19 protein-coding genes are annotated in these 20,156 nt (G+C 39.4%); 16 read left to right on the top strand and 3 right to left on the bottom strand.

The annotated features are described in order from the left end of the window. Position 1 precedes the first annotated feature (1 nt). Genes leuD through EHQ16_RS16960 form a run of 3 tightly spaced genes read left to right on the top strand, consistent with a single transcriptional unit; the run spans position 2 to position 2,014 of the window. The gene (leuD, locus tag EHQ16_RS16970) at positions 2-628 is read left to right on the top strand and encodes a 3-isopropylmalate dehydratase small subunit (RefSeq protein WP_135632375.1); all 627 of its coding nucleotides are present in this window, start codon (positions 2-4) and stop codon (positions 626-628) included. Positions 629-635: 7 nt separating this feature from the next. Then, positions 636-1,013, top strand: coding sequence for an FKBP-type peptidyl-prolyl cis-trans isomerase (locus EHQ16_RS16965; protein WP_135632374.1), 378 nt, complete (start codon positions 636-638; stop codon positions 1,011-1,013). Next, entirely contained in the window at positions 1,013-2,014 is a 1,002-nt protein-coding gene (locus EHQ16_RS16960; RefSeq protein ID WP_135632373.1) for a PLP-dependent cysteine synthase family protein, read from the top strand. The genes EHQ16_RS16965 and EHQ16_RS16960 overlap by 1 nt, the downstream gene beginning before the upstream one ends. On the opposite strand, the gene EHQ16_RS16955 is transcribed toward EHQ16_RS16960, so the two are convergent. Next, the gene (locus EHQ16_RS16955) at positions 2,011-3,717 is read right to left on the bottom strand and encodes a patatin-like phospholipase family protein (RefSeq protein ID WP_135632372.1); all 1,707 of its coding nucleotides are present in this window, start codon (positions 3,715-3,717) and stop codon (positions 2,011-2,013) included. The genes EHQ16_RS16960 and EHQ16_RS16955 overlap by 4 nt on opposite strands. A gap of 129 nt (positions 3,718-3,846) precedes the next feature. Between EHQ16_RS16955 and recN the strand changes: the two genes are divergently transcribed. The 8 genes from recN (at position 3,847) to EHQ16_RS16915 (ending at position 14,223) form a co-directional block, all read left to right on the top strand. Further along, positions 3,847-5,556: a DNA repair protein RecN gene (gene recN / locus EHQ16_RS16950; RefSeq protein WP_135632371.1), complete on the top strand. Its 1,710-nt coding sequence runs from the start codon at positions 3,847-3,849 to the stop codon at positions 5,554-5,556. Between the two features lie 75 nt (positions 5,557-5,631). Continuing rightward, a complete protein-coding gene (locus EHQ16_RS16945; RefSeq protein WP_135632370.1) occupies positions 5,632-6,249 on the top strand; it encodes a MotA/TolQ/ExbB proton channel family protein in 618 nt (205 codons plus the stop codon). A gap of 6 nt (positions 6,250-6,255) precedes the next feature. Continuing rightward, the gene (locus EHQ16_RS16940) at positions 6,256-6,687 is read left to right on the top strand and encodes an ExbD/TolR family protein (RefSeq protein WP_135600379.1); all 432 of its coding nucleotides are present in this window, start codon (positions 6,256-6,258) and stop codon (positions 6,685-6,687) included. A gap of 4 nt (positions 6,688-6,691) precedes the next feature. After that, positions 6,692-9,568 carry a BamA/OMP85 family outer membrane protein gene (locus EHQ16_RS16935; protein ID WP_135632369.1) on the top strand — a complete coding sequence of 959 codons (2,877 nt, stop codon included), beginning with the start codon at positions 6,692-6,694 and terminating at the stop codon, positions 9,566-9,568. Then, a complete protein-coding gene (locus EHQ16_RS16930) occupies positions 9,569-11,752 on the top strand; it encodes an ATP-dependent helicase (RefSeq protein ID WP_135632368.1) in 2,184 nt (727 codons plus the stop codon). It begins immediately after the preceding gene. An 18-nt stretch (positions 11,753-11,770) separates the two neighbouring features. Next, positions 11,771-12,199 carry an LIC11625 family surface-exposed protein gene (locus EHQ16_RS16925; RefSeq protein ID WP_135632367.1) on the top strand — a complete coding sequence of 143 codons (429 nt, stop codon included), beginning with the start codon at positions 11,771-11,773 and terminating at the stop codon, positions 12,197-12,199. Positions 12,200-12,217: 18 nt separating this feature from the next. After that, positions 12,218-13,087 (top strand): 3'(2'),5'-bisphosphate nucleotidase CysQ, encoded by an 870-nt coding sequence (locus tag EHQ16_RS16920; RefSeq protein WP_135632366.1) that lies wholly within the window; start codon positions 12,218-12,220, stop codon positions 13,085-13,087. Then, positions 13,081-14,223: a glycosyltransferase family 4 protein gene (locus tag EHQ16_RS16915; protein ID WP_135632365.1), complete on the top strand. Its 1,143-nt coding sequence runs from the start codon at positions 13,081-13,083 to the stop codon at positions 14,221-14,223. The genes EHQ16_RS16920 and EHQ16_RS16915 overlap by 7 nt, the downstream gene beginning before the upstream one ends. Here EHQ16_RS16915 and EHQ16_RS16910 read toward each other — a convergent pair. Then, complete coding sequence (locus EHQ16_RS16910) at positions 14,206-14,601, bottom strand: hypothetical protein (RefSeq protein WP_244242125.1); 396 nt, start codon at positions 14,599-14,601, stop codon at positions 14,206-14,208. The genes EHQ16_RS16915 and EHQ16_RS16910 overlap by 18 nt on opposite strands. Here EHQ16_RS16910 and EHQ16_RS16905 point away from each other — a divergent pair. From EHQ16_RS16905 to EHQ16_RS16895, 3 genes are all read left to right on the top strand, one after another. Further along, entirely contained in the window at positions 14,592-15,125 is a 534-nt protein-coding gene (locus EHQ16_RS16905; protein ID WP_244242124.1) for a TlpA family protein disulfide reductase, read from the top strand. The genes EHQ16_RS16910 and EHQ16_RS16905 overlap by 10 nt on opposite strands. A 135-nt stretch (positions 15,126-15,260) precedes the next feature. Continuing rightward, a complete protein-coding gene (locus tag EHQ16_RS16900) occupies positions 15,261-17,195 on the top strand; it encodes an AMP-dependent synthetase/ligase (protein WP_135632364.1) in 1,935 nt (644 codons plus the stop codon). A gap of 80 nt (positions 17,196-17,275) precedes the next feature. Continuing rightward, positions 17,276-17,947: an LIC11631 family protein gene (locus EHQ16_RS16895; RefSeq protein WP_135632363.1), complete on the top strand. Its 672-nt coding sequence runs from the start codon at positions 17,276-17,278 to the stop codon at positions 17,945-17,947. Here the strand turns inward: EHQ16_RS16895 and EHQ16_RS16890 are convergent. After that, on the bottom strand, positions 17,931-18,482 hold the full coding sequence (locus EHQ16_RS16890; RefSeq protein WP_244242155.1) for an LON peptidase substrate-binding domain-containing protein: 552 nt from the start codon (positions 18,480-18,482) through the stop codon (positions 17,931-17,933). The two genes, EHQ16_RS16895 and EHQ16_RS16890, sit on opposite strands and share 17 nt — an antisense overlap. Positions 18,483-18,596: 114 nt before the next feature. Between EHQ16_RS16890 and rfaE1 the strand changes: the two genes are divergently transcribed. Further along, positions 18,597-19,613: a D-glycero-beta-D-manno-heptose-7-phosphate kinase gene (gene rfaE1, locus EHQ16_RS16885; RefSeq protein WP_135632948.1), complete on the top strand. Its 1,017-nt coding sequence runs from the start codon at positions 18,597-18,599 to the stop codon at positions 19,611-19,613. Continuing rightward, positions 19,610-20,098, top strand: coding sequence for a D-glycero-beta-D-manno-heptose 1-phosphate adenylyltransferase (rfaE2, locus tag EHQ16_RS16880; RefSeq protein ID WP_135632361.1), 489 nt, complete (start codon positions 19,610-19,612; stop codon positions 20,096-20,098). The genes rfaE1 and rfaE2 overlap by 4 nt, the downstream gene beginning before the upstream one ends. Positions 20,099-20,156: the final 58 nt, after the last annotated feature.

Here is a 20,156-nt window from a genome sequence, read left to right as displayed (position 1 = left end):
AATGAAAGCATTTACAAAGTTAAAAGGTATCGCGGCCCTTTTAGACAAGGCAAACGTAGACACAGACCAAATCATTCCTAAACAATTCCTTCGGAAAATTGAAAGATCAGGGTTTGGACAACATCTATTCCATGACTGGAGATTTCTCGATGATGCTGGGAAAAAACCAAATCCTGAATTTGTTTTAAATGCAGAAAGATACAAAGGTTCTAATATTCTTGTGACCCGTGACAACTTTGGTTGCGGATCCTCAAGAGAACATGCTCCTTGGGCCTTAGAAGATTATGGATTTCGTTCCATCATTTCCCCATCTTATGCAGATATTTTTTACAATAACTGTTTTAAAAATGGAATGTTACCCATCGTTTTACCGGAAAATCAGGTAGAAGAAATTTTTCAAACCATTGATAAAAAGCCAGGTGCTAACTTGGAAATCGATTTGGAAAACCAAGTGGTAGTGACAGAAGAGGGTAAAAAATACTCTTTTGAAGTGGACGCTTTTCGTAAACATTGCCTTCTGAATGGACTTGATGATATCGGACTCACCCTCCAAAAGGCCGATTTTATTCAAAAATTTGAGGAAAAGAACCAAAAAGAAGTTCCCTGGTTGTACGAGAAAACTGTATAATCGCACTATGAAACTGTTTTCAATTTTACTCGGATTTTTATTTGTAACAGGTAGTCTTTTTGCGGACGAACTTCTTATCCAAGACACCAAACAAGGGTTAGGAAGAGAGGCCATTCGCGGAACTACCGTAGTGGTTCATTACACTGGTAAACTTACCAATGGAAAGGTGTTTGATTCTTCTGTGGATCGTGGGGAACCATTTAGTTTCCAATTAGGCCAAGGACAAGTCATCCAAGGTTGGGAACGAGGAATTGTAGGAATGAAAGAAGGTGGAAAACGTAAACTCACCATCCCTCCACAATTTGGATATGGTGCTCGTGCCGTGGGTCCGATTCCTGCGAATTCTACTCTCATCTTTGATGTGGAACTGATTAAAGTAAAATAATGATAGATCCAATTTCCAAAGGCATCGACGACTTAGGCAATAGTCTACTTCAGGCGCTTAACAATGTACAAGGTATCTTTGGAAAGGAACTTTCCGTTGCAAGACCGATTCAGGACAATATCCTCCAACTGATTGGAAATACTCCTCTCATTCGGTTGAATCGAATTGGATCGGAATATTCCGGAGTTCAGTTTTATCTCAAAGCCGAATTTTTAAATCCTACCGGATCGGCCAAAGACCGTACTGCCATTGCCATGTATATCGATGCAGAAAGGCGAGGGAAACTAAAAAAAGGAATGAGTGTGGTACTGGTTGGTGCCGGTTCTTCTTCTGTGAGTTTCACTTGGATCGGAAAGGTAAAAGGATATCCTGTTTACTGCCTGGTCCCTCTTCATACAAGTTCGGAGAGGATCCAATTGCTTCGAAGTTATGGAGCCGAGGTCACTGTGACGAATGAAGGGGATCTTAGTCGTTTGTATGACCTAGCCGAAGAGAAAGCCAAAAAAATTGGCGGCTGGATTCCCGATGAAGCTTCCAATCCCGCAAATCCTAATTTCCATTTCAAAACTACAGGGCCTGAAATTTGGAGAGACTTACAAGGGAAAGTGGGGGCAGTCATTTCTGCACCTGGATCTGGCGGGGCCATCACAGGAATTGGTAGGTATTTAAAATCCCAAGACCGACGTGTCAAAGTCATCATTGCAGGAAAACCAAACTCACCTTTTATGGAATATGGAAAGACGGACAATCCGAAAGAAAGGGAAAGGATCCAACTTCCAGCAGTTTATGACCCAAAATTGATCGATCACTACTTTCATGTAAACCCAGACGAAGCCTTACACTTGCAAGCTGACCTTTATGAAAAAGAAGGAATTTTTGCAGGGCTCACAACTGGGACTGTGATCACTGGAGCATTACGGTTTTCCGAGTCCCTGCCCGAATCTGAAAAAAACGAAAGAAATCCATTTAACATAGTGATCCTTTCTCCCGATCGGGATTAGGTTTTTTCGCTAAACAACTGTTTTATTTCCTCGAGGGAACTTTTGACAACAGTTTCCCCGAGTTGGATGAATTCAGAACTCCGCCAAAATTCAAACCAATTGGAATTCGGAAGGATGGGGTTTAGATACACATCTGCTTCCTGAGCACTGTACTTTCCAATCCGATATTGCAAAGAATACAAACTATTCACAATGATATCCAGTACATTCAAATTCAATAGTTTGTTTGTTTTCATTTCATCTTTGGAACTAGGCATGGAATTGATGGCGATGATTTTCCCAACACCTTCATGGCTTAGAGCAGAAACAGGGAGTGGGTTTACGATCCCGCCATCCACATAAGTTTTTCCATTCTCTTGGGGTTGGGGAACAAAAACTCCAGGGATGGAAATACTCGCCATTACCGCATCGAGTACCTTCCCTTCCGAAAGTATAATTTCTTGTCTTGTTGTGATGTCACAACTAATCAGTCTGAGTTTGATCGGAAGATCCTCAAAATATAAATCCCCCAAGTACTTTTCAAGAAGGGAACGAACATGTTTACCATGGAGAAGGCCTTGTCCCGGAAAGGATAAGTCCACCAGTTTGAACATTTTGAAAATACTATCAATTTCGCCGAGTAGTGGTAAGATTCCCTTGTATCCAAGTCCACTGGCCCAAAAAGCTCCAATGACAGCGCCAATACTCGTTCCTGCAATCATATCAGGAACAAGACCTTCCTCTTCCATCACCTTCATGATTCCGACCTGAGCTAGCCCCAAGGCAGCGCCACCACCGAGAGCCACACCAATTTGGACTCCTGAAAGTTCTCTAGCTTTTCTTCTGACATGGATTTCCCATTTTCCATGACTAATCACATCTTGGATTTGGGTTTCATGATAAAGGATTTCATTTTCTTTGGATTCACTCGTAATGGAATCACAAAGATTGATTTTTTGATTCAAAGAAAGATAATTTTCGATATGGTCAGCTTCGTCGATTAACAGACGTTTGAGTTCTTCGTCTGTTTCAGGAAACACTTCTAAAAAAATAAAAGAATGGCTGGCGTAGTGTTTGCCAAGGGTTTCTTTGATTCGGTCAGAATCTTTAAATTTATAAGATTTTACATAAGGGTTTTCGGTTTGTCCATTTTGTCCAAAATGTAAAATTACAGATTTTTTTCCGGATTCTTCTTCTATGGAAGTTACTAATTCTTTTGCCAATGTATTCTTCGCAATGGGATCGGAATGCACCAAACAAACCACAGAGTTACGAAAGTATTCCCTTCCGCCTAAAAGTTCTCCCCGGAGTGACTTTGTGAGCATTTTAGAAAATGTAAGGGATAAGTAAGGAATTTTTTGGATTAATTTTTGGAATCCCGATTGGGAGAGAACAAGAAATCTTGATTCAGAAACAGTAACAGCTGTATGACTGTGTTTTTCTCCAGTCAGTAGGGATTGGATACCAAAATATTCCCCCTTTTTGAGGTATTGGACTTCTTCCTCTCGTTTCCCTTCCCCTTTTTTTGGCAGAAACAATTTGATCCCGCCGGAAAGAATTAAATATAAACTTCGGTCTGAGTCTCCAGCCGTGAATAGGGTTTCTTCCCTTTCTGATTCTACGATATGAACCGATTCGGCCACCCAGACCTTTTCCTTCCGAGACAAACTTCGGAATAAGGGAAGGCTGGAAACAAGGTGGATTTTTCCTTCTAAATCTTTCATAAGGGCCTTTTCCACCAGGGTTTCAGATGGGAAAGAGAGAGAAATTTTGTTTTTTGGCCTAAAATAAAAAATTTCATTGACTATCTATTTGTTAAGTAGTAATTGTATGTATAGCAAACAGGAGTCTATATGATTACACATTTGAAAATTAAAGATTTTGCACTCTTTGAATCCTTGGAACTTTCCCTTGCGGATGGTCTCTCTGTCTTTACTGGCGAATCCGGTGCTGGAAAATCCTTAATTTTCGATGCATTGGCTTCCTTGTTTGGAGGACGTTGTTCCACTGCCAATATTCGGCAGGGAAAAGAGAGGTATTCTTTACAGGCAGTTCTTTCCTTAACGGGACAAAACCTAGCAAAGGACTATTTGATGGAGCAAGGTTTCCGTTATACGGGAGATGAGATCATCATCACTAAGGAACTGATGAAGGATGGAAAAGCCCGGGTAAAAATTGGTGAGAGTTTGGCTTCTACCACCCATTTGCGAGAACTAGGAAAAACTATGGCGGAGATCCATTCCCAAAACGAACAGCTTTTCTTACTGGAAAAATCCAACCAATTGGAATTTCTTGATAGGTTCGGTAATTTGGAGTCCCTAAAATTCAAATTCAAATCCGCATTACAACAATACCGTCATTGGAAACAAAAATTATCTGATTTTGAGGAAACGAGACGAACCATGCTCAAACGTAAAGAAATCCTCGAATACGAAATTGAAGAGATTGAATCCGTTTCTCCGAAAGAAGGAGAAGATGAAACTTTGTCTACAGAAGAATCTCTTTTGGCAAATGGAGAAAAATTAGCAGAAAACTACCGTTTGGTGTTAGAGGAATTAACAGAAAAAGAAAATTCAATTCTAAAAGTGTTCCCGACTCTCATTCATGCCATTCAAAAGATTTCTATTTTGATTCCTGAAAAAAAGGAAATGTTAGATGAATGGGAAGAGGTTTATGACAGGTTAAAATCTCTCAAATCTGTGATTCGCGAAGAAGAGGAAGAATTATTTTTTAGTCCCGAACGTTTGGATATGGTTCAATCTAGACTCCAAGATATCAAAAAATTAAAGAAAAAATATAACGTTAGTTTGACGGAAATCAACTTACTTCTCGAAGAAAAAAAATCAGAACTCGAACGTTGGAACGAACAAGCCGGAGATGAAGATTTTTTGCGAATCAAAAAAGACCAATGCCTCACCGAGATGAAGGAACTGGGATTCCAATTGTCTAAGTTACGCCGCAATGTCATTTCGCAGTTTGAGGAAGATGTCCAAAAAGAGATGTCCGATTTAGGGCTCGAAGGTGGAAAACTCCAAGTGGTTCTTCGTTGGGAAGAAAATCCGGAAGGTGAAGTGGAAGAAGGTTCCAAATCCTATTTTCTCTCTGAATCCGGTCTTGACCAAATTGAGTTCTATTTTAGCGCCAATCCAGGAGAAAAACCACGGCCTCTCCGTAAAGTTGCTTCTGGGGGAGAGTTGTCTCGGGTGATGCTTGCCCTTCGGAGTGTTCTGGGAAAACAGGCTCCTTCCCCCCAAATGTTGGTTTTGGATGAGGTGGATACTGGTCTCGGAGGTGAGGCTGCCGAAGCAATGGCGACAAAGCTTAAAAAACTAGCAAGAAACTCGCAAATTCTCCTCATCACGCATACCCAACAAGTTGCGGCATCGGGAGACCACCAAATCAAGATCGAGAAACGCCTAGAAGGTGGAAGGACAGTGTCTCAGGCTTCGGTTCTTGACTTTGAAGAACGGAAACGGGAGCTGGCTAGGATGATTGGTGGCAAACAAGTGACTTCTGCGGTGTTAAAAGCAGCTACTGACCTACTGATGAAAAAAGCAGGTTAGTCATTTAAAAATAGTATTTGGCGAAAAAGGGAAGACTGAAAACTCTATTCGTAATCCTTCAATGGGGTCCCATTCATGTCTTTTCCTTTCGCTAAATCAGATTCAATCATTTCGTCGGTTCCGCCACAAACCATTCCGATTTTAATCATCTTTGTTTCTATTGTTGGTTTTACCATCATCGTGGAACGACTTGTGTATTACTTCCGATTAAAGGCCATTCCACAAGATCATTTCCGTCGTGTTCGGGAGCTTGCTCGTGAACAAAAATGGGATGAAGCTAGAGATATACTCACTGCTGAAGTTCAATCTCCTGCAGCGGTTCTCCTTCGTATGGCATTTGATCTCAAACGCCGCGGAGTTCAGTTCTGGGAAGAGGACATCCGCCAAGAGGGTTTTCGACAAATTTATTTGATGGAAAGATACCTAACTGGCCTTGGAACCATTGCCACCATTGGCCCATTACTTGGTGTTCTTGGAACGGTTATCGGGATTGTTCGTTCCTTTGCTGAAGGTGCAGGAACACAAGGTGCGGAAGTTGGTATTTCTGAAGCTTTGATAACCACGGCTATGGGGCTTGCAATTGCGATTCCCGCTTACATTTTTTATAATCTTTTCACTCGAATGAAAGAGGAAAGAATTACGGAAATGGAAAACGTAACAGATTTGGTGTTACCTCACCTAAACAAACGATAGAATTAAATGAAATTTCGCAAAACGCAAAAATCATTTAATAACATCGAACTAGCACCGCTGATTGATGTTATTTCCTTTATAGTGATTTATTTTTTAATGAATGCAACTTTGGAAAAAAACACTGCACTCAAAGTGGAGTTACCAAGGTCTTCTAGTGTAGCCAAAGAAAAACAGAAAGATGAACTTGTGATCACCGTTGATAAACAAGGGAAAATTTATTTGGATCAAAGTCCAGATCCTGTTGCTTTGGAAGGACTCACTGAAAAGATCAATGGGTTTCTTGGACCAGAAAAAGAAAGAGACCCTAAAAAAAACAAAGTCATTATTCGTGGAGATGGTGGTGCGTCCTACCAAGTTGTGGTTAAGGTAATCGATGCAGTCAATGCTGCGGGTGTTAGTCGCTTTAACCTAGCAATGGTAAAAGGCACATCCAAGTGATTTTTTGAACATCCGAAAAAAAATAAAGTTCTTTAGCCTTTTTGTATTATCTCTCCTTTTACTAGTTTCGGCAGAGTGGGTTTCCCTTTGGTCGAATAAGTCTGTATTTATAGATAAAGTCATTACCAAAGTAGAGTTTAAAGGAAATATCAATACTTCCTCTGATGATATTTTGGAATTAATGGACATGCGTGCTGGAATGCAATTGTCGCAAGGCCTTTTGAATGCCGATATGCGCGCTCTATTTGTTTCGGGATTCTTTTACCATATTGATATCCAGGGGGAAGCCGACGGGGATGGAGTCAAAATCCTTGTTGTCGTAAAAGAACGACCTAGGGTGAAAGACATTGATTTTATCGGTGCCGATGAAGTTTTCCCATCCGATTTACGTGATAAAATTCCATTAAAAGAAAACGAAGTCATCACTCCGAAGAAAGTGACTCTTTCGAAAGAAGTGATTTTGAAGAAATACCGAGATGAAGGTTTTTTTCTCGCTTACGTTCGTTTTGAAACGGAACCGGTGAATCCGGAAACAAACACTGTAAAGGTGAAGTTTATTATTGATGAGGGGGAAGAAATTCCCGTCAGTAAAATCAATATTTTTGGAAATAGCGAAGTTGATACCTATGATCTTCAAGGGATCATGGACTTAAAAGAAAGTGGAATCATTGAATCTGGAGTGTTTAAAGAATCTGCGTTTGAATCTGATAAACAGAAAGTTGTAGCTTACTTAAAATCCAAAGGTTACGTAGACGCAGAACTCAGCAATGAAGGTACCAACTGGGAAATCCGTTGGGAAAATCCGCAAAAAAAAGACAAACGTGTTGTGATTGTTAACTTCAAAATCATTGAAGGAGAACAATATTTCTACAATGGTTATTCCACAAGTCATGATCTAACCATAGCCCCGAACGGGATGCCGCAGTTTTTAAACAAAGAAAATAACCCAATTGGAACTCCTAAAGAAGAATGGTCTCCGGTTTATCCGATCAAATTTTTAGAAGACCAATATGAATTTGCACCTGCTGATGTGGGTGAGGTTTTCGATGAAACTAAATTCCAAAAAGATAGGGCTTCCATCAACGAAGCATATTCTGCCAAAGGGTATTTGTTTGCGCAGGTAATCCCTCGAAGAAAGGTGATTGAGTTAAGTGATGGATCCTTATCTCGTTATGAAAATTGTGAAAAACGAGGGAGTAGTGATGCAATCTCTGATTGTAATGAAGAATACAACCGACTCAATGTTTCAAAATTAAGAAAAATTTATGAAGAAGAACCCAAACTAAGAGGGAAAAAATTCATTCACGTCGATTTTACCATTCGTGAAAATAACTTAGCTTTTATTGAAAATATCATCATCAAGGGTAATAAAAAGACCCAAGACCGGGTGATCCGAAGAGAACTCCTATTTAAACCTGGTGATCTTTTTAACTCCACACTTGTAAACAGGTCGAGGGAACGTATCTTTAACTTGGGTTATTTTAAAGAAGTAAACTTTAATATGAGACCAGGTTCTGATGAAACCAAAATGAACCTCATCATTGAGCTTGTGGAACAACCGACAGGAACTGTATCAATGGGGGGAGGGTATGGAACCATTACGGGATTTTCCATCTTTACCCAGTTAGGTGAAAATAACCTGAACGGATCTGGACAACAGATTACAGGTCGTGTGGAGTTTGGACCAATCCGCCGTTATTTACAAATATCTTGGACAGAACCTTGGTTTATGGACAAACCTTGGTCACTTACACTTTCTGCATTTTATTCCTCCCGAACTTTGTATGTGGGAGCCACTTCCATCACTGAAAACAACAACCAAGGGATTAAAGAGGTGGCATCTTACGAACGTTCGGGTGTGGGTGTGAGTGCAGGACTTGGCCATAGGTTTCTCATCAACTGGACCCACTTCCACCGTTATTCTCCTTCATTTTTTGCATCGACTAGACCAACGTCACTTGTATCTGACCAGGTTTTGGCGGAGGTTGATCGCGGGTGGCAATTTCGTTCTCAGTTAACAAACGGTATTGCTTATGATAGCCGTGACAACGTATTCAATTCAACCCAAGGTTTTAATTTAATTTTTTCTGTGGATAACGTGGGTCAGTTCCTCGGTGGAGAGTCCCATTTCGACCAGTTCAGCCCTATTTTGGAATACTATCATACTTGGTTTGATTATACATTTTTTGGACTCATTCGCAAAAACGCACTTAGGCGATGGCGCGTGGTGCAACAGTTCCGAACTTCATCAGTTTTTACCTTTGAAAGGACACCAAAGTACAAAAATCAGGACAAAGAAAGAATTCCTTACATCCAAGTTCAAGATCGTCTTTTTCTTGGGGGATATGAATCCCTTCGTGGATGGTTTTTTGATGATAAATACTATCCAGATGAATGGAAAGATGGAGCTTCCAGCAGGGTTTTATTTACTTCGGAGTTACGGTTTCCCATCGAACCATCGTTATTATGGTTTGTTGTTTTCTTTGATGCGGGATCCATGTATGAACAAATCAACCGTGCTGTGGGAGAACGAAAAGAGTTCTTTAAAAATTACGACAACCTAGTGCGAGCACAGCGAGTTTCTGAGCCAGTTGAAACATACCTTTATGAAAATTATAATTCCTATGGCCAAAAATTGCCTGAGTCTCCTCTTGTTGTGAATGACCCTGGAAATTTAGTTTTATCTAGTAAAAACCTCTCAATGTCAAATTTTAGATTCTCTTGGGGTTTTGGTCTAAGGATTCAAATTCCTGTATTACCTCTTCGTTTGTATTTTGCACAACGGATTCGTTATACGGGAGTGGAAGATAGACCCTTCGGGCTTTATCCAGACAATAACAGCTTCCAGTTTGTTTTTGGTATTGGAGATATGCGGTTCTAAGTGGAGTTAGTTGGACTCAATTCTGAACAAAAAAAAGCAGTTGAATCGGTAGATGGCCCATTACTGATTTTGGCTGGGGCGGGTTCTGGGAAAACTCGCGTGATTACCTACCGAATTGCCAACCTAATTTTAAATCATAAGGTTTATCCTAACCAAATCCTAGCCGTTACTTTTACAAACAAAGCCGCAGAAGAAATGCGAATTCGTTGCAGGAGTTTAATCCCCGAAGGGACTGGGGAACCTTTGGTGCGAACTTTTCACTCCCTCTGTTTGTATTTACTTCGTCGGGAAGGAAAGGTTTTGGGACTCGGAAATAATTTTACTGTTTATGACAGTGATATGCAAGAGTCACTCATCAAAGAAATTTTAAAATCCAAAGATATGGACACAAAGGAATTTCGACCATCTGCTCTTGCGAATGCATTTTCTGCTGCGAAAGATTCTTTTATGACCGCAGAAGAATATGCTAAAAAGAAAGCAGATGATTCTTATACAAAAACAATTGCTTCTGTTTTTCTTGAATATGAGAAACGAAAGGACTTACGAAACGCACTCGATTTTGGAGATTTGATTTTAAAAACAGTTATTTTGTTTCGTGATTATCCTGTAATTTTGGAGAAATACCAAAGGCTTTGGAAATACATCATGGTAGATGAATACCAAGATACAAATAAAATCCAATACCACCTAGTACAGTCTCTCTCATCATTTCATAAAAATTTATGTGTTGTGGGTGATGACGACCAGTCTATTTATTCCTGGCGTGGTGCTGATATTTCGAATATTCTTAATTTCAAAAAAGATTATCCAGATGCAGTAGTGGTTAAGTTGGAAGAAAATTATCGTTCCACAAAAACCATTATTGAAACTGCTGCTGCATTAATTGCAAACAACAAACAAAGAACAAATAAAACCCTTCGAACTGAAAATCCTTTGGGAGATAAAATCAAACTTTCCTCTTACCAAAATGAAATGGAGGAGGCAGAAGGAATTGTTCAAAAAATTCAAATGGGTGCGAGAAGGGGACAGAAGTATTCGAATTTTGCGGTATTTTATAGAACTAATTCTCAATCCAGGTATTTTGAAGAGGCCTTACGAAAAAAAGCCATCCCCTATAAAATATTTGGTGGTTTTCGATTTTTTGACAGAAAAGAAGTAAAGGATCTAATTGCTTACCTTTCTGTTGTTGTGAATCCAGTAGATTCTACTTCCCTCCTTCGGATCATCAACTCTCCTCCAAGAGGGATTGGTGATACAACTGTGAATCGTTTGTTATCCTATTCGGTGAGTGAAGGGCTTTCTTTATTTGAATGTTTGGGAAAATCGGTTCCGGATATAAAAAAGGGAACCTTGCAAAAGTTAGCTTCTTTATACCGAATGTTTGAATCAGCAATGGAAGATTTGGGTAAAAAAACTCCTTCCGAAATCGCTTATGAGGTTTTGGAACATTCTGGTTACCGTGAATTTTTGGAAAATGAAAGTACTGAAGATTCTTTTTCGCGGTTATCTAACTTAAATGAGTTTGTCAACGCCCTTAAAGAATTTGAAGAAAACAATCCAGAAGCCACCTTGGAAGAATACCTCGGAAATATTTCACTCATCACTAGTGAAGACAACACCAAAGATTTACCTGATTATGTAATTCTAATGACTGTCCACAACGCAAAAGGTTTGGAATTCCAACATGTGTTTATGGCGGGTATGGAAGAGGGAACCTTTCCTCATTTTTTATCAATTGATTCTGCCGATGGATTGGAAGAAGAACGAAGGCTTGCATACGTTGCCATCACTCGGGCAAGAAAAAATCTAGAAATTAGTTTTTCAAGATTTACTCGTAAATTCGGGGATATTGAAGCGAGACTTCCCTCTCAATTTTTGGAAGAACTCCCCAGCCAATTTTTAGATGGGGAATTTACAGAAAGTCGTTATGGGGTGAGACGGCCTGAGTTTGCTCCAAGAGCCGAAAGATTCCAAAAATCAGAAGAAAAGTTTGAAACGGTGCTTGCCAAAACAGGCGATGGAGACTACCAAGTGGGAACTAAGGTGCGTCATAAAGTTTACGGGGAAGGACGGATTTTATCCGTTTCTGGATCAGGAGATAACCGTAAGGTAGAAGTCCGATTTGGTTCCCATTTAGATAAAAAATTCTTATTGGCATACACACCATTAGAGATAATTTCATAACCTAGAAGAGGATTGGCAATGAAACGAGTTTGGATATTTTGTATTGTTGTATTATTTCCGGTGACTTTTATACATTCACAACAAAGCACTGGTTTGGCGGAAGAGTTTACTAAACTAGAAGATTATCTTAGAAATCCAAAACTTACCGAAGAACAAAAGAAAAAGAACTTTGAAACCAATATGGTAAGTTCAGTTCGTAGCACTCTTTCCAAAAAACTTTCTAATCCAAAAAAGGATTTAAAAGATCTCAAATTTCAAGATTTACAGACAGAACGTCCGGAAGGAACCAATACATTTTTTGTAAAGTATAAGAACTTTTATTTCCAATACCAATTTCCGGTGGATCCAGAAACTTATGTTACCTCACCATCTGAGGAAATAGTTTTAGAGAAACCAGATGGTTTGGATCTTGGTGCGGGTGCGCACAAAGAAGAAAAAAAGAATTAAATTTTTAATCAGGACGGAATGGAAGAAAACGATTTTAGGGAAGTTTGGCGGTGGGTGTTATCGGTAGGGGATTCGATCCTTTCCATTTATAAATCAGATTTCCAAATTCGTGACAAAGGTGGTAATGATCCCGTTACCGAAGCTGATTTGTTTGCGAGTGAATTTCTTTTTGAAAAAATTTCGAATCAGTTTCCAAATCATGGATTTTTGTCCGAAGAAAAAGTAGACACTAACAGTCGTTTGGATAAGGAATGGGTTTGGATTTTAGATCCCATTGACGGTACGCGTGAGTTTGTCAAAAAAAATGACCAATTTGCGCTTAGTTTGGGACTCGTTCGTAATGGAGAAGCCATCTGGGGTGTGATTTTTAATCCTTCAACAGGTGAGTTTTTTTCCAAAAATAGAAATACTTTTTTTGCTAAGTTGAATCCTCCTTTTGCCACAGAAGAAAATTTTAGAACCTTAGTTGTGGAAAGTAGTTCTGTATTAGAACCTTTAGTGGAAGAAAAACCAGTTACCAAAAAACCAATTCTCCTTGTATCTCTATCCGAAATGAAAGAAGGATTGTTCTCCGATCCCTTTTGGCAGGAAGATTTTGAAATTCGCTCTATGGGAAGTATTGCGTATAAGTTAGGTTTGTTATCTGCCGGATTTATTGATCTTATCGTTTCACTAAAACCAAAAAATGAATGGGATATCTGTGGAGGGATTGCTCTTTTGGATGAAGAGAATTTCACTTGTTTCCCATTGAAAGACAAAGGATACAAGTTCAACCAAAAAGAGACACTTTCCTTCGGTTTAGTGGCAGGTAAAAAAACGGCTGTTTCTTATTTGGAATCTAAAATTGATTTCCACCAGTTGTCTCTCAAGGTAAAGGAACGATGGTAAAAACCACCAAACGGATTGGACTTGATGCCAGACCTTTATCCACACGTGTATCGGGAGTGGGAAGGTTGATTGCCGAAACACTCAAAGCATTTCCTCATAAAGAAGAATATGATTTCTTTTTGTTTTCTCATTTGCCGATTCATGAAGATCATAAAGCCGTTTTAAATTTACCTAATGTAACTTGGGTGAAAGGTGGGGGTTTTCTAAAATGGAAAGGTGGATTGTATTACAATCTATTCATTCCTTTTTATTTACTAAAACATCGATTGGATTTGTTTTGGGGTTCCCAACAAGTTTTACCACCTTTTTTGCCTAGTTCCTTATCTGCGGTTTTAACTTATTGTGATTTGGTTTTGTATTTGTATCCAGAAACTATGCGTTGGATTGCCAAAGTCCAACAAAGGTTGTTCCAAAGTTATTCGGTGAGACGCTCAAGTTTTATCCTGTCCATATCCAAACAAACTAGCGATGATATGTGTCGTAAATTTGATTATCCCGTAGACCAAACAGGTGTTTCCTACCCAGGAGTGAATCCAGAGGAAATGTTGAAACTTTTGGAAACGGAACCATCTCTACGGGTGAAAGATTTGGGTACAGATTATTTACTTTCTGTATCCACCATTGAACCAAGAAAGAACTATCCGTTTTTACTCGAAGTCTTTCGTGAGTATCGAAAAATCGATCCGCACCATTACAGACCTTGGGTGATTGTTGGAAAAATTGGTTGGGAGTCTTCGGAATTTATAGAAGAGTTAAGACAAGAACGTGCTTTGTTTAAAGACATTCATATTTTAGATTCTGTTTCTGACTCTGAATTACAACACCTCTACAAAAGAGCGGGACTATTTGCTTTTGCGAGTAAATATGAGGGATTTGGAATTCCCATGGTAGAAGCCATCTTTCATGGTTTGAATTGTGTGGTTTCTGACATACCTACTTTTCGTGAAATAGGAAAAGATGGTGTGACTTACCTTCCTTACCAAACCAAAGAAGATGCAAAAATCTGGGCGGAAAAAATCAAAAAATTCTTTGAGAACCCAGTCCCGCCTGAGGTTTCCATCTCCGAGTTTACTTGGGAAAATGCAGCAAAAATTACGGAAGAAGTTTTTAGAAAGGTTTTAGAGGAAGGAGAATAAACCCGTTTTTTTTGTGACCACACCTGAATAAAGAATTTTAGATTTGTCGGATTTAGGTAGGACGTGTAAGTGGAAGCGGTCTTTGGTCATGGCTTGGATTTCACATTCCCAATCTTCATTTTTAGCAATGAGTTTGACGCGGTCACAAAGAACATCCGATTCGAGAATCCAAACCAGAGCAAATTCTTGTTTTCCACGTTTGAAAAGAGATTTGATTTCTTTTGGGCCTGCTTTCCAGATAACGGCTGTTTCGTCTCCGGTTTCATACGGTTGTACTGTCGAAGGAATCATAGAAATTCCTTTTCCCGTCCAGTTTCCCTTTACGTAATCATTCCATTCGTCTAAGTTGGAGAAGTAATTATAAATCAATGAATTCAAAAATGATGACCCAAGTTTTCAGACGTTCTACATCCAGTTTTTATCTGATCTTTCTCCTTTCTCTCTTTTTTTGCAAACCCTCAAAAGAAGTGAGTGATTTTTATCCCGATTCCCTACCTGGACTTACAGGGGAAAAAGAAAGATTAGAGGATTTTAAAGGGAAGGTTGTTGTTTTAGATTTTTGGGCCACTTGGTGTGAACCTTGTGCAAAAGCAGTCCCTACCATCAACCAGTGGAAATCTTCGGTTTCAGAAAAGGACTTTGTCTTTCGAGGGATCAACACTGATACCTCTGAACCTTTGGAAAAAATCCAAAAAGATATGAAACGATTGAAGATGAGTTATCCCACCTTACTTGACAAAGACTGGAAAATGACAGATTTTTATCATGTAGAAGGAATTCCTTGCCTTCTTGTCTTTGATCGCACCGGAAAAATTGTGCATAGGCAGTATGGAATCATTGGGTCAGACCTTTCTGGGCTTGTGATTCGCTCTCATGTTTGGGCGGCGACGGAACTGCCATAATTGTGCAATGCGAAACAACATTTTGATTTTCCCTTGATTTCAATGACAAGATTGAAAATGTCTTGACTCATGTTCGTTAAAAAAGTCCCTTAAAGATACCTTTTTACGTTTTCTTTTGAGAAAGGAGTCAGAATAATGCCAGCCAATTTGCCCGAACTCTTCCAGCAGAGTGCTGAAAAATTTGGGAACCGCCCCGCGTTCGTCAGTAAGGACGAATCTAAGTCCTATAAACCCGTCACTTTTAAAGAAGTATATGATCTTGGTATCAACTTAGCAGAAGCTCTCATTGATTTGGGTGTATCTGCCAAAGAAAATGTTGCCTTGCTTGCAGATAACCGATTGGAGTGGATTGTTTCCGATTATGGAATTCTAATGAGTGGTGCTTGTGATGTTCCAAGAGGAACAGACATTACCGATTCAGAAATTGCTTATATTCTAAACCACTGTGAAGCAAAAGTTGTGTTTCTTGAGAATGACAAAATGCTCGAGAAATTCCAAAAGAATCGCTCCCAATTGGAATTTGCAAAAACCCTGATTGTTATGGACAATAAGTCGACTGCAACAGGTGTTTTAAAACTTTATGATCTTATCGAAAAAGGTAAGGAACTTCGTGCGAAGGGTTCCAAAAAAGCAGAAGAGCGAATGAAAGCAATCGCTCCTGATGACCTTTTCACAATCATTTACACTTCTGGAACGACAGGTATGCCAAAAGGTGTTATGTTGAAACATAGCAACATGATCCACCAAACATCTGTCATTTTAGGAAGTATGATCGAAATCAAAAAAGATGAAAGGATGTTGTCCATTCTTCCTGTTTGGCACGTATTTGAAAGAGTATTTGAATACCTAGCGATTGCAGCTGGTTGTGCTACATACTATACCAATGTTCGTGACCTTCGCGATGATATGAAAAAGTCAAAACCGACTTTTATGGCATCTGCTCCTAGACTTTGGGAAAGTATCTACAACGGAATTTATACTAGAATCAATGATCCAAAACAAACTCCTGCGATCCGTCGTGGTTTGTTCAATATGGCTTATTTTTTCTCTAAACATTTCAACGCAGCTACAAGGTTCTTAAAAGGAAACCAAGTAGATTACGTAGGAAGAAATCCAATTGTTTCTCTATTTAGAGGTTTCTACTATTTAACCGTTGCTACCTTATTGGCAGTTCCGTATTTTCTATTGGATTTAGTTGTGCTCTCTAAAATTAGAGAAGCTACTGGTGGGGAGCTCAAAGCTTCTGTTTCCGGTGGTGGAGCTCTCCAAAGACATGTGGATGCATTCTTCAATGATATTGGAATCAATGTTTTGGAAGGATATGGAATGACGGAAACTTCTCCGGTAATTTCTGTAAGAACTTTCAAAAAGTTAGTCCAAGGTTCTGTTGGGGTAATCACGCCAGAAACTTCCGTACAAATTCGCGATGATTTGGGAAAGGTGCTCACTCATGTGGATGCCAACCAAAAACTCATTTCTGGTAAGTACGGAGCTCGTGGGGTCATCCACATCCGTGGACCACAAGTGATGAAAGGTTATTATAAAAATCCAGAAACAACAGCGAAAGTTCTGAAAGATGGTTGGATGGATACGGGAGATATTGGAATGTTCAATTTCAAAAAGACCCTAACCATTACTGGCCGTGCGAAAGATACGGTAGTCCTTCTTGGTGGTGAAAACGTAGAGCCGGTTCCGATTGAAGACAAACTCACAGAATCTCCTTTCATTGCACAAGTGATGGTGATTGGGCAAGACCAAAAGAACTTAGGTGCTCTTGTGATTCCTGATTTTGATAAATTGACAGAATGGGCAAAAGAAAACGGAATTTCCGAGACTGACAAACAGAAACTCATCGAAAATCCGAAGGTTCTCGATTTCTACAAAAAGGAAATCAAAGCTCTGAACAATACCAAAACTGGATTTAAGTCTTTTGAGCAGGTAACTCCCTTCATTCTCATTACCAAACCGTTTGAAGTGGGTGATGAATTGACAAACCTTTTCAAAATGAAACGCCACTTAATCACTGAAAAATACAAAGACAAAATCACTGCTTTGTATGCTGCTGATTAAGCTAATTTAATTTTAAGCCGCCTGTGGTTCACGGGCGGTTTTTACTCTTCTCTTTTTCTCCTTCCGTCGATATTCTTATTGTGAATCGATCGGACGGATCTTTAGTTTCCTCATCTACAGGCGTTTTTTACCCCTACCAACACCAGGACTTTTATGCGATGGATTCCTTGTTTTTATCTCATTTAAAACAGGAAGAAGTCTGGGACTTCCAATCTGTGACTCAGGTGCATCTGGGATTTTTAGGTTTTTTGACCTTAAGAGGTTTTTTAAGGGAAAGTTTGTCTTTGCCAAAACTCCAAGTGAGAGGACTTTCCAAACATTGGAAAACTTACCTGGCCAAAGTGAATTTTTTAGGTAAAGGAGTTCCTTGGGAATCCCAAGAATTTATCCCCAATTTAGTTTCTGGTTTTGAGTTACCCACTTTAGCATTTGGTGGGAAAGGGCATTGGAATAGCGAATTCCATTGGGAGAGAGAGGAGAAAGACACAACATCAGTTTTCTTTTCTGCGACAAACAAACAAAGTGAAGGTGACATTGCCATTAGTGATCTAATGAAAGATTTTTTACATTATTCACAAACCAATCACTACTTAGAACGGGCATACATCCGAAAAGAAAATTCTAGTTATTTGTATTTGAATTCTAAAGAAACAAACCCAAGGGTATTTTTCCGTGAAAATCCAACAGATTTGCCCGAATTTTTATTTTTAGTCGCTGAATTAAAAACAAAACCCTCTACTCACTTAAATTAAGACCAAGTAAAACTGTTTTGAGAAGGTCAGCTTTGGTTTCCAAATGTGTAGTTTCCAGAATGGTTTGTTTTGTTTTAAAATCGAAGTAAATCAGTGAAGCTATAAAATCAACTGGAAAGGGATGAACCAAAATTTGATTCATTTTCAAAATTAAATCTTCTTCGGCTCCCTCGGCAAGTAAGATTCGTTTGGTGAGAACAAGTAACTCTTCTATTTTTTCTTTTATGTTTTCTGGAACATTTTTATTTCTTTCATGTTCCCGGCGAACAATTTGAGCGATGTAAAAAGGTTCTGTGGAATCCAAACTGACAATCTCGGCGGTTCCGATTCCTTCTAAAATGATATTGGATCTCCCGTCAGGTAAGGATTCCTTCTGGATGATATGCCCATACCCCACAACCTCAGGGATAGGAGGAAGTCCCGCACCAATCCAATTCTTCGGGTAGGGAGCCATTCCCAATTCCCCACCATTTTCCATACAAAAGTCGAGCATCATCCGATACCTAGGTTCAAAGATATGGAGAGGCAAAAACATTCCCGGGAACAGAAATACATCTGGTAAGGGAAAGAGAGGTAAGGGGAAGGTTGACACAGAGAAAGGTTTTAGATTCTCTGTTTAGTTGTAAACCAATTCAAGGATCTGGCTTTGTTGAAAATTAAGAAAACTTCGCTTCGTAAATCTTTTGAGGATTTAGGCAAAATCAAAGTGCTCGTCATCGGGGATTTGATTTTGGATGAGTATTTGATTGGTTCAGTCGAACGAATTTCCCCGGAAGCACCCGTTCCAGTGGTTTGGGTTCGCAACGAAAAACAATCCTTAGGTGGATCGGGCAACGTAGTTCAGAATTTATCTTCCGTTGGTGTTACTGGTGTTGTTTTTGGAAGGATTGGCGAGGACAAAGCAGGGGAATCTTTAGAAGCACTTCTACTCAAAAATTCTGTTTCAAAAGAAGACTTAGTTCTATTAAAATCCAAAACCATACCTACCATTTTAAAAACGAGGATCATTGCGACCCACCAACAAATTTGTCGAGTGGACAGAGAGGAAGTAGTCCCTCTGACAAAAGAGGAAGAAGATTCTATCCTAAAACAATTTGAATCAAAATTAAAAGAATGTTCCGCTGTGATTTTATCAGACTATGATAAAGGATATCTCACACCTTCTCTCATTCAGGCGGTGATTGCCATCTGTAACCGAGAAAATAAAATTGTGACAGTGGACCCTCAAGTCAGTCATTTTTTCTTATACAAAAATATCCATATTATGACTCCGAATCATCATGAAGCCGGAAAGGCTTTGGGAAGAAAACTGATCAGCGATTCTGAAATTGAAACGGCCTGTCGGGAAATTTCGGAAAAACTCACACCCGATGCTATGATGATCACTCGTGGGGAAAAAGGAATGTCCATTTATGAAAGAAAAACGGATTCCTTTTACCATATTCCGACAGTTGCCAAAGAAGTATTTGATGTCACTGGTGCAGGTGATACGGTAATTACTACTTACACTGCCTTTGTAGCTACGGGTATGCCTATTGCTGATGCGGCTCTCATTTCCAATGTGAGTGCAGGGATCGTTGTTGGTAAGTTAGGTGCTGCAACAGTCACAAAAACTGAAATTGAAGAGGCCTTACAAACACTTGGTTATTTGGATGTAACCGCATGAGTTTCTACGATACATTAAATTCAAAAATTATTTCATCCGACCAGATTGAATCCAAAAGGAAGTCACTCGAAGGGAAACGGATTGTATTTACCAATGGATGTTTTGATATTTTGCACCCAGGACATGTAAGTTACCTCGCACAGGCTCGTGATTTAGGGGATTTACTATGGATTGGGGTCAACTCGGATGCCAGCGTTAGGCGATTAAAAGGAGAATCTCGACCCATCAATTCTTGCGAAGATAGAATGCTTGTGCTTGCAGGACTCTCTTCGGTGGATTTTGTTTCCACTTTTGCTGAAGATACCCCTCTCGAAATCTTAAAAAAAGTAAAACCATCTGTCCATTCCAAGGGCGGGGACTACCAAGTGGAAACCCTTCCGGAATACCAAATTTTAAAAGAGATGGGAGCGGATATTCAAATTTTACCTTTTGTCTCCGGAAAATCGACAACAAGGATTTTAGAAAAAGCCAAATCTCCTTCCTAAACGTATTGATTTTGGACCCAAATCCCACCACTCTGTAAAAAACATTCTTTTTTGAGGT

It is taken from the genome of Leptospira kanakyensis (assembly GCF_004769235.1).
In the GTDB taxonomy this organism is placed as follows: Bacteria; Spirochaetota; Leptospiria; order Leptospirales; family Leptospiraceae; genus Leptospira_A; species Leptospira_A kanakyensis.
Note: the sequence above shows the minus strand (reverse complement) of the source record. Positions and strands in the feature narration are given on the sequence as shown.

Bases quoted from the DNA above. Each gene is read 5' to 3' on its own strand.
- leuD (WP_135632375.1), top strand. From the start codon at position 2: ATGAAAGCATTTACAAAGTTAAAAGGTATCGCGGCCCTTTTAGACAAG.
- EHQ16_RS16965 (WP_135632374.1), top strand. From the start codon at position 636: ATGAAACTGTTTTCAATTTTACTCGGATTTTTATTTGTAACAGGTAGT.
- EHQ16_RS16960 (WP_135632373.1), top strand. From the start codon at position 1,013: ATGATAGATCCAATTTCCAAAGGCATCGACGACTTAGGCAATAGTCTA.
- EHQ16_RS16955 (WP_135632372.1), bottom strand. From the start codon at position 3,717: ATGAAAGATTTAGAAGGAAAAATCCACCTTGTTTCCAGCCTTCCCTTA.
- recN (WP_135632371.1), top strand. From the start codon at position 3,847: ATGATTACACATTTGAAAATTAAAGATTTTGCACTCTTTGAATCCTTG.
- EHQ16_RS16945 (WP_135632370.1), top strand. From the start codon at position 5,632: ATGTCTTTTCCTTTCGCTAAATCAGATTCAATCATTTCGTCGGTTCCG.
- EHQ16_RS16940 (WP_135600379.1), top strand. From the start codon at position 6,256: ATGAAATTTCGCAAAACGCAAAAATCATTTAATAACATCGAACTAGCA.
- EHQ16_RS16925 (WP_135632367.1), top strand. From the start codon at position 11,771: ATGAAACGAGTTTGGATATTTTGTATTGTTGTATTATTTCCGGTGACT.
- EHQ16_RS16920 (WP_135632366.1), top strand. From the start codon at position 12,218: ATGGAAGAAAACGATTTTAGGGAAGTTTGGCGGTGGGTGTTATCGGTA.
- EHQ16_RS16915 (WP_135632365.1), top strand. From the start codon at position 13,081: ATGGTAAAAACCACCAAACGGATTGGACTTGATGCCAGACCTTTATCC.
- EHQ16_RS16905 (WP_244242124.1), top strand. From the start codon at position 14,592: ATGAATTCAAAAATGATGACCCAAGTTTTCAGACGTTCTACATCCAGT.
- EHQ16_RS16900 (WP_135632364.1), top strand. From the start codon at position 15,261: ATGCCAGCCAATTTGCCCGAACTCTTCCAGCAGAGTGCTGAAAAATTT.
- EHQ16_RS16890 (WP_244242155.1), bottom strand. From the start codon at position 18,482: ATGTTTTTGCCTCTCCATATCTTTGAACCTAGGTATCGGATGATGCTC.
- rfaE2 (WP_135632361.1), top strand. From the start codon at position 19,610: ATGAGTTTCTACGATACATTAAATTCAAAAATTATTTCATCCGACCAG.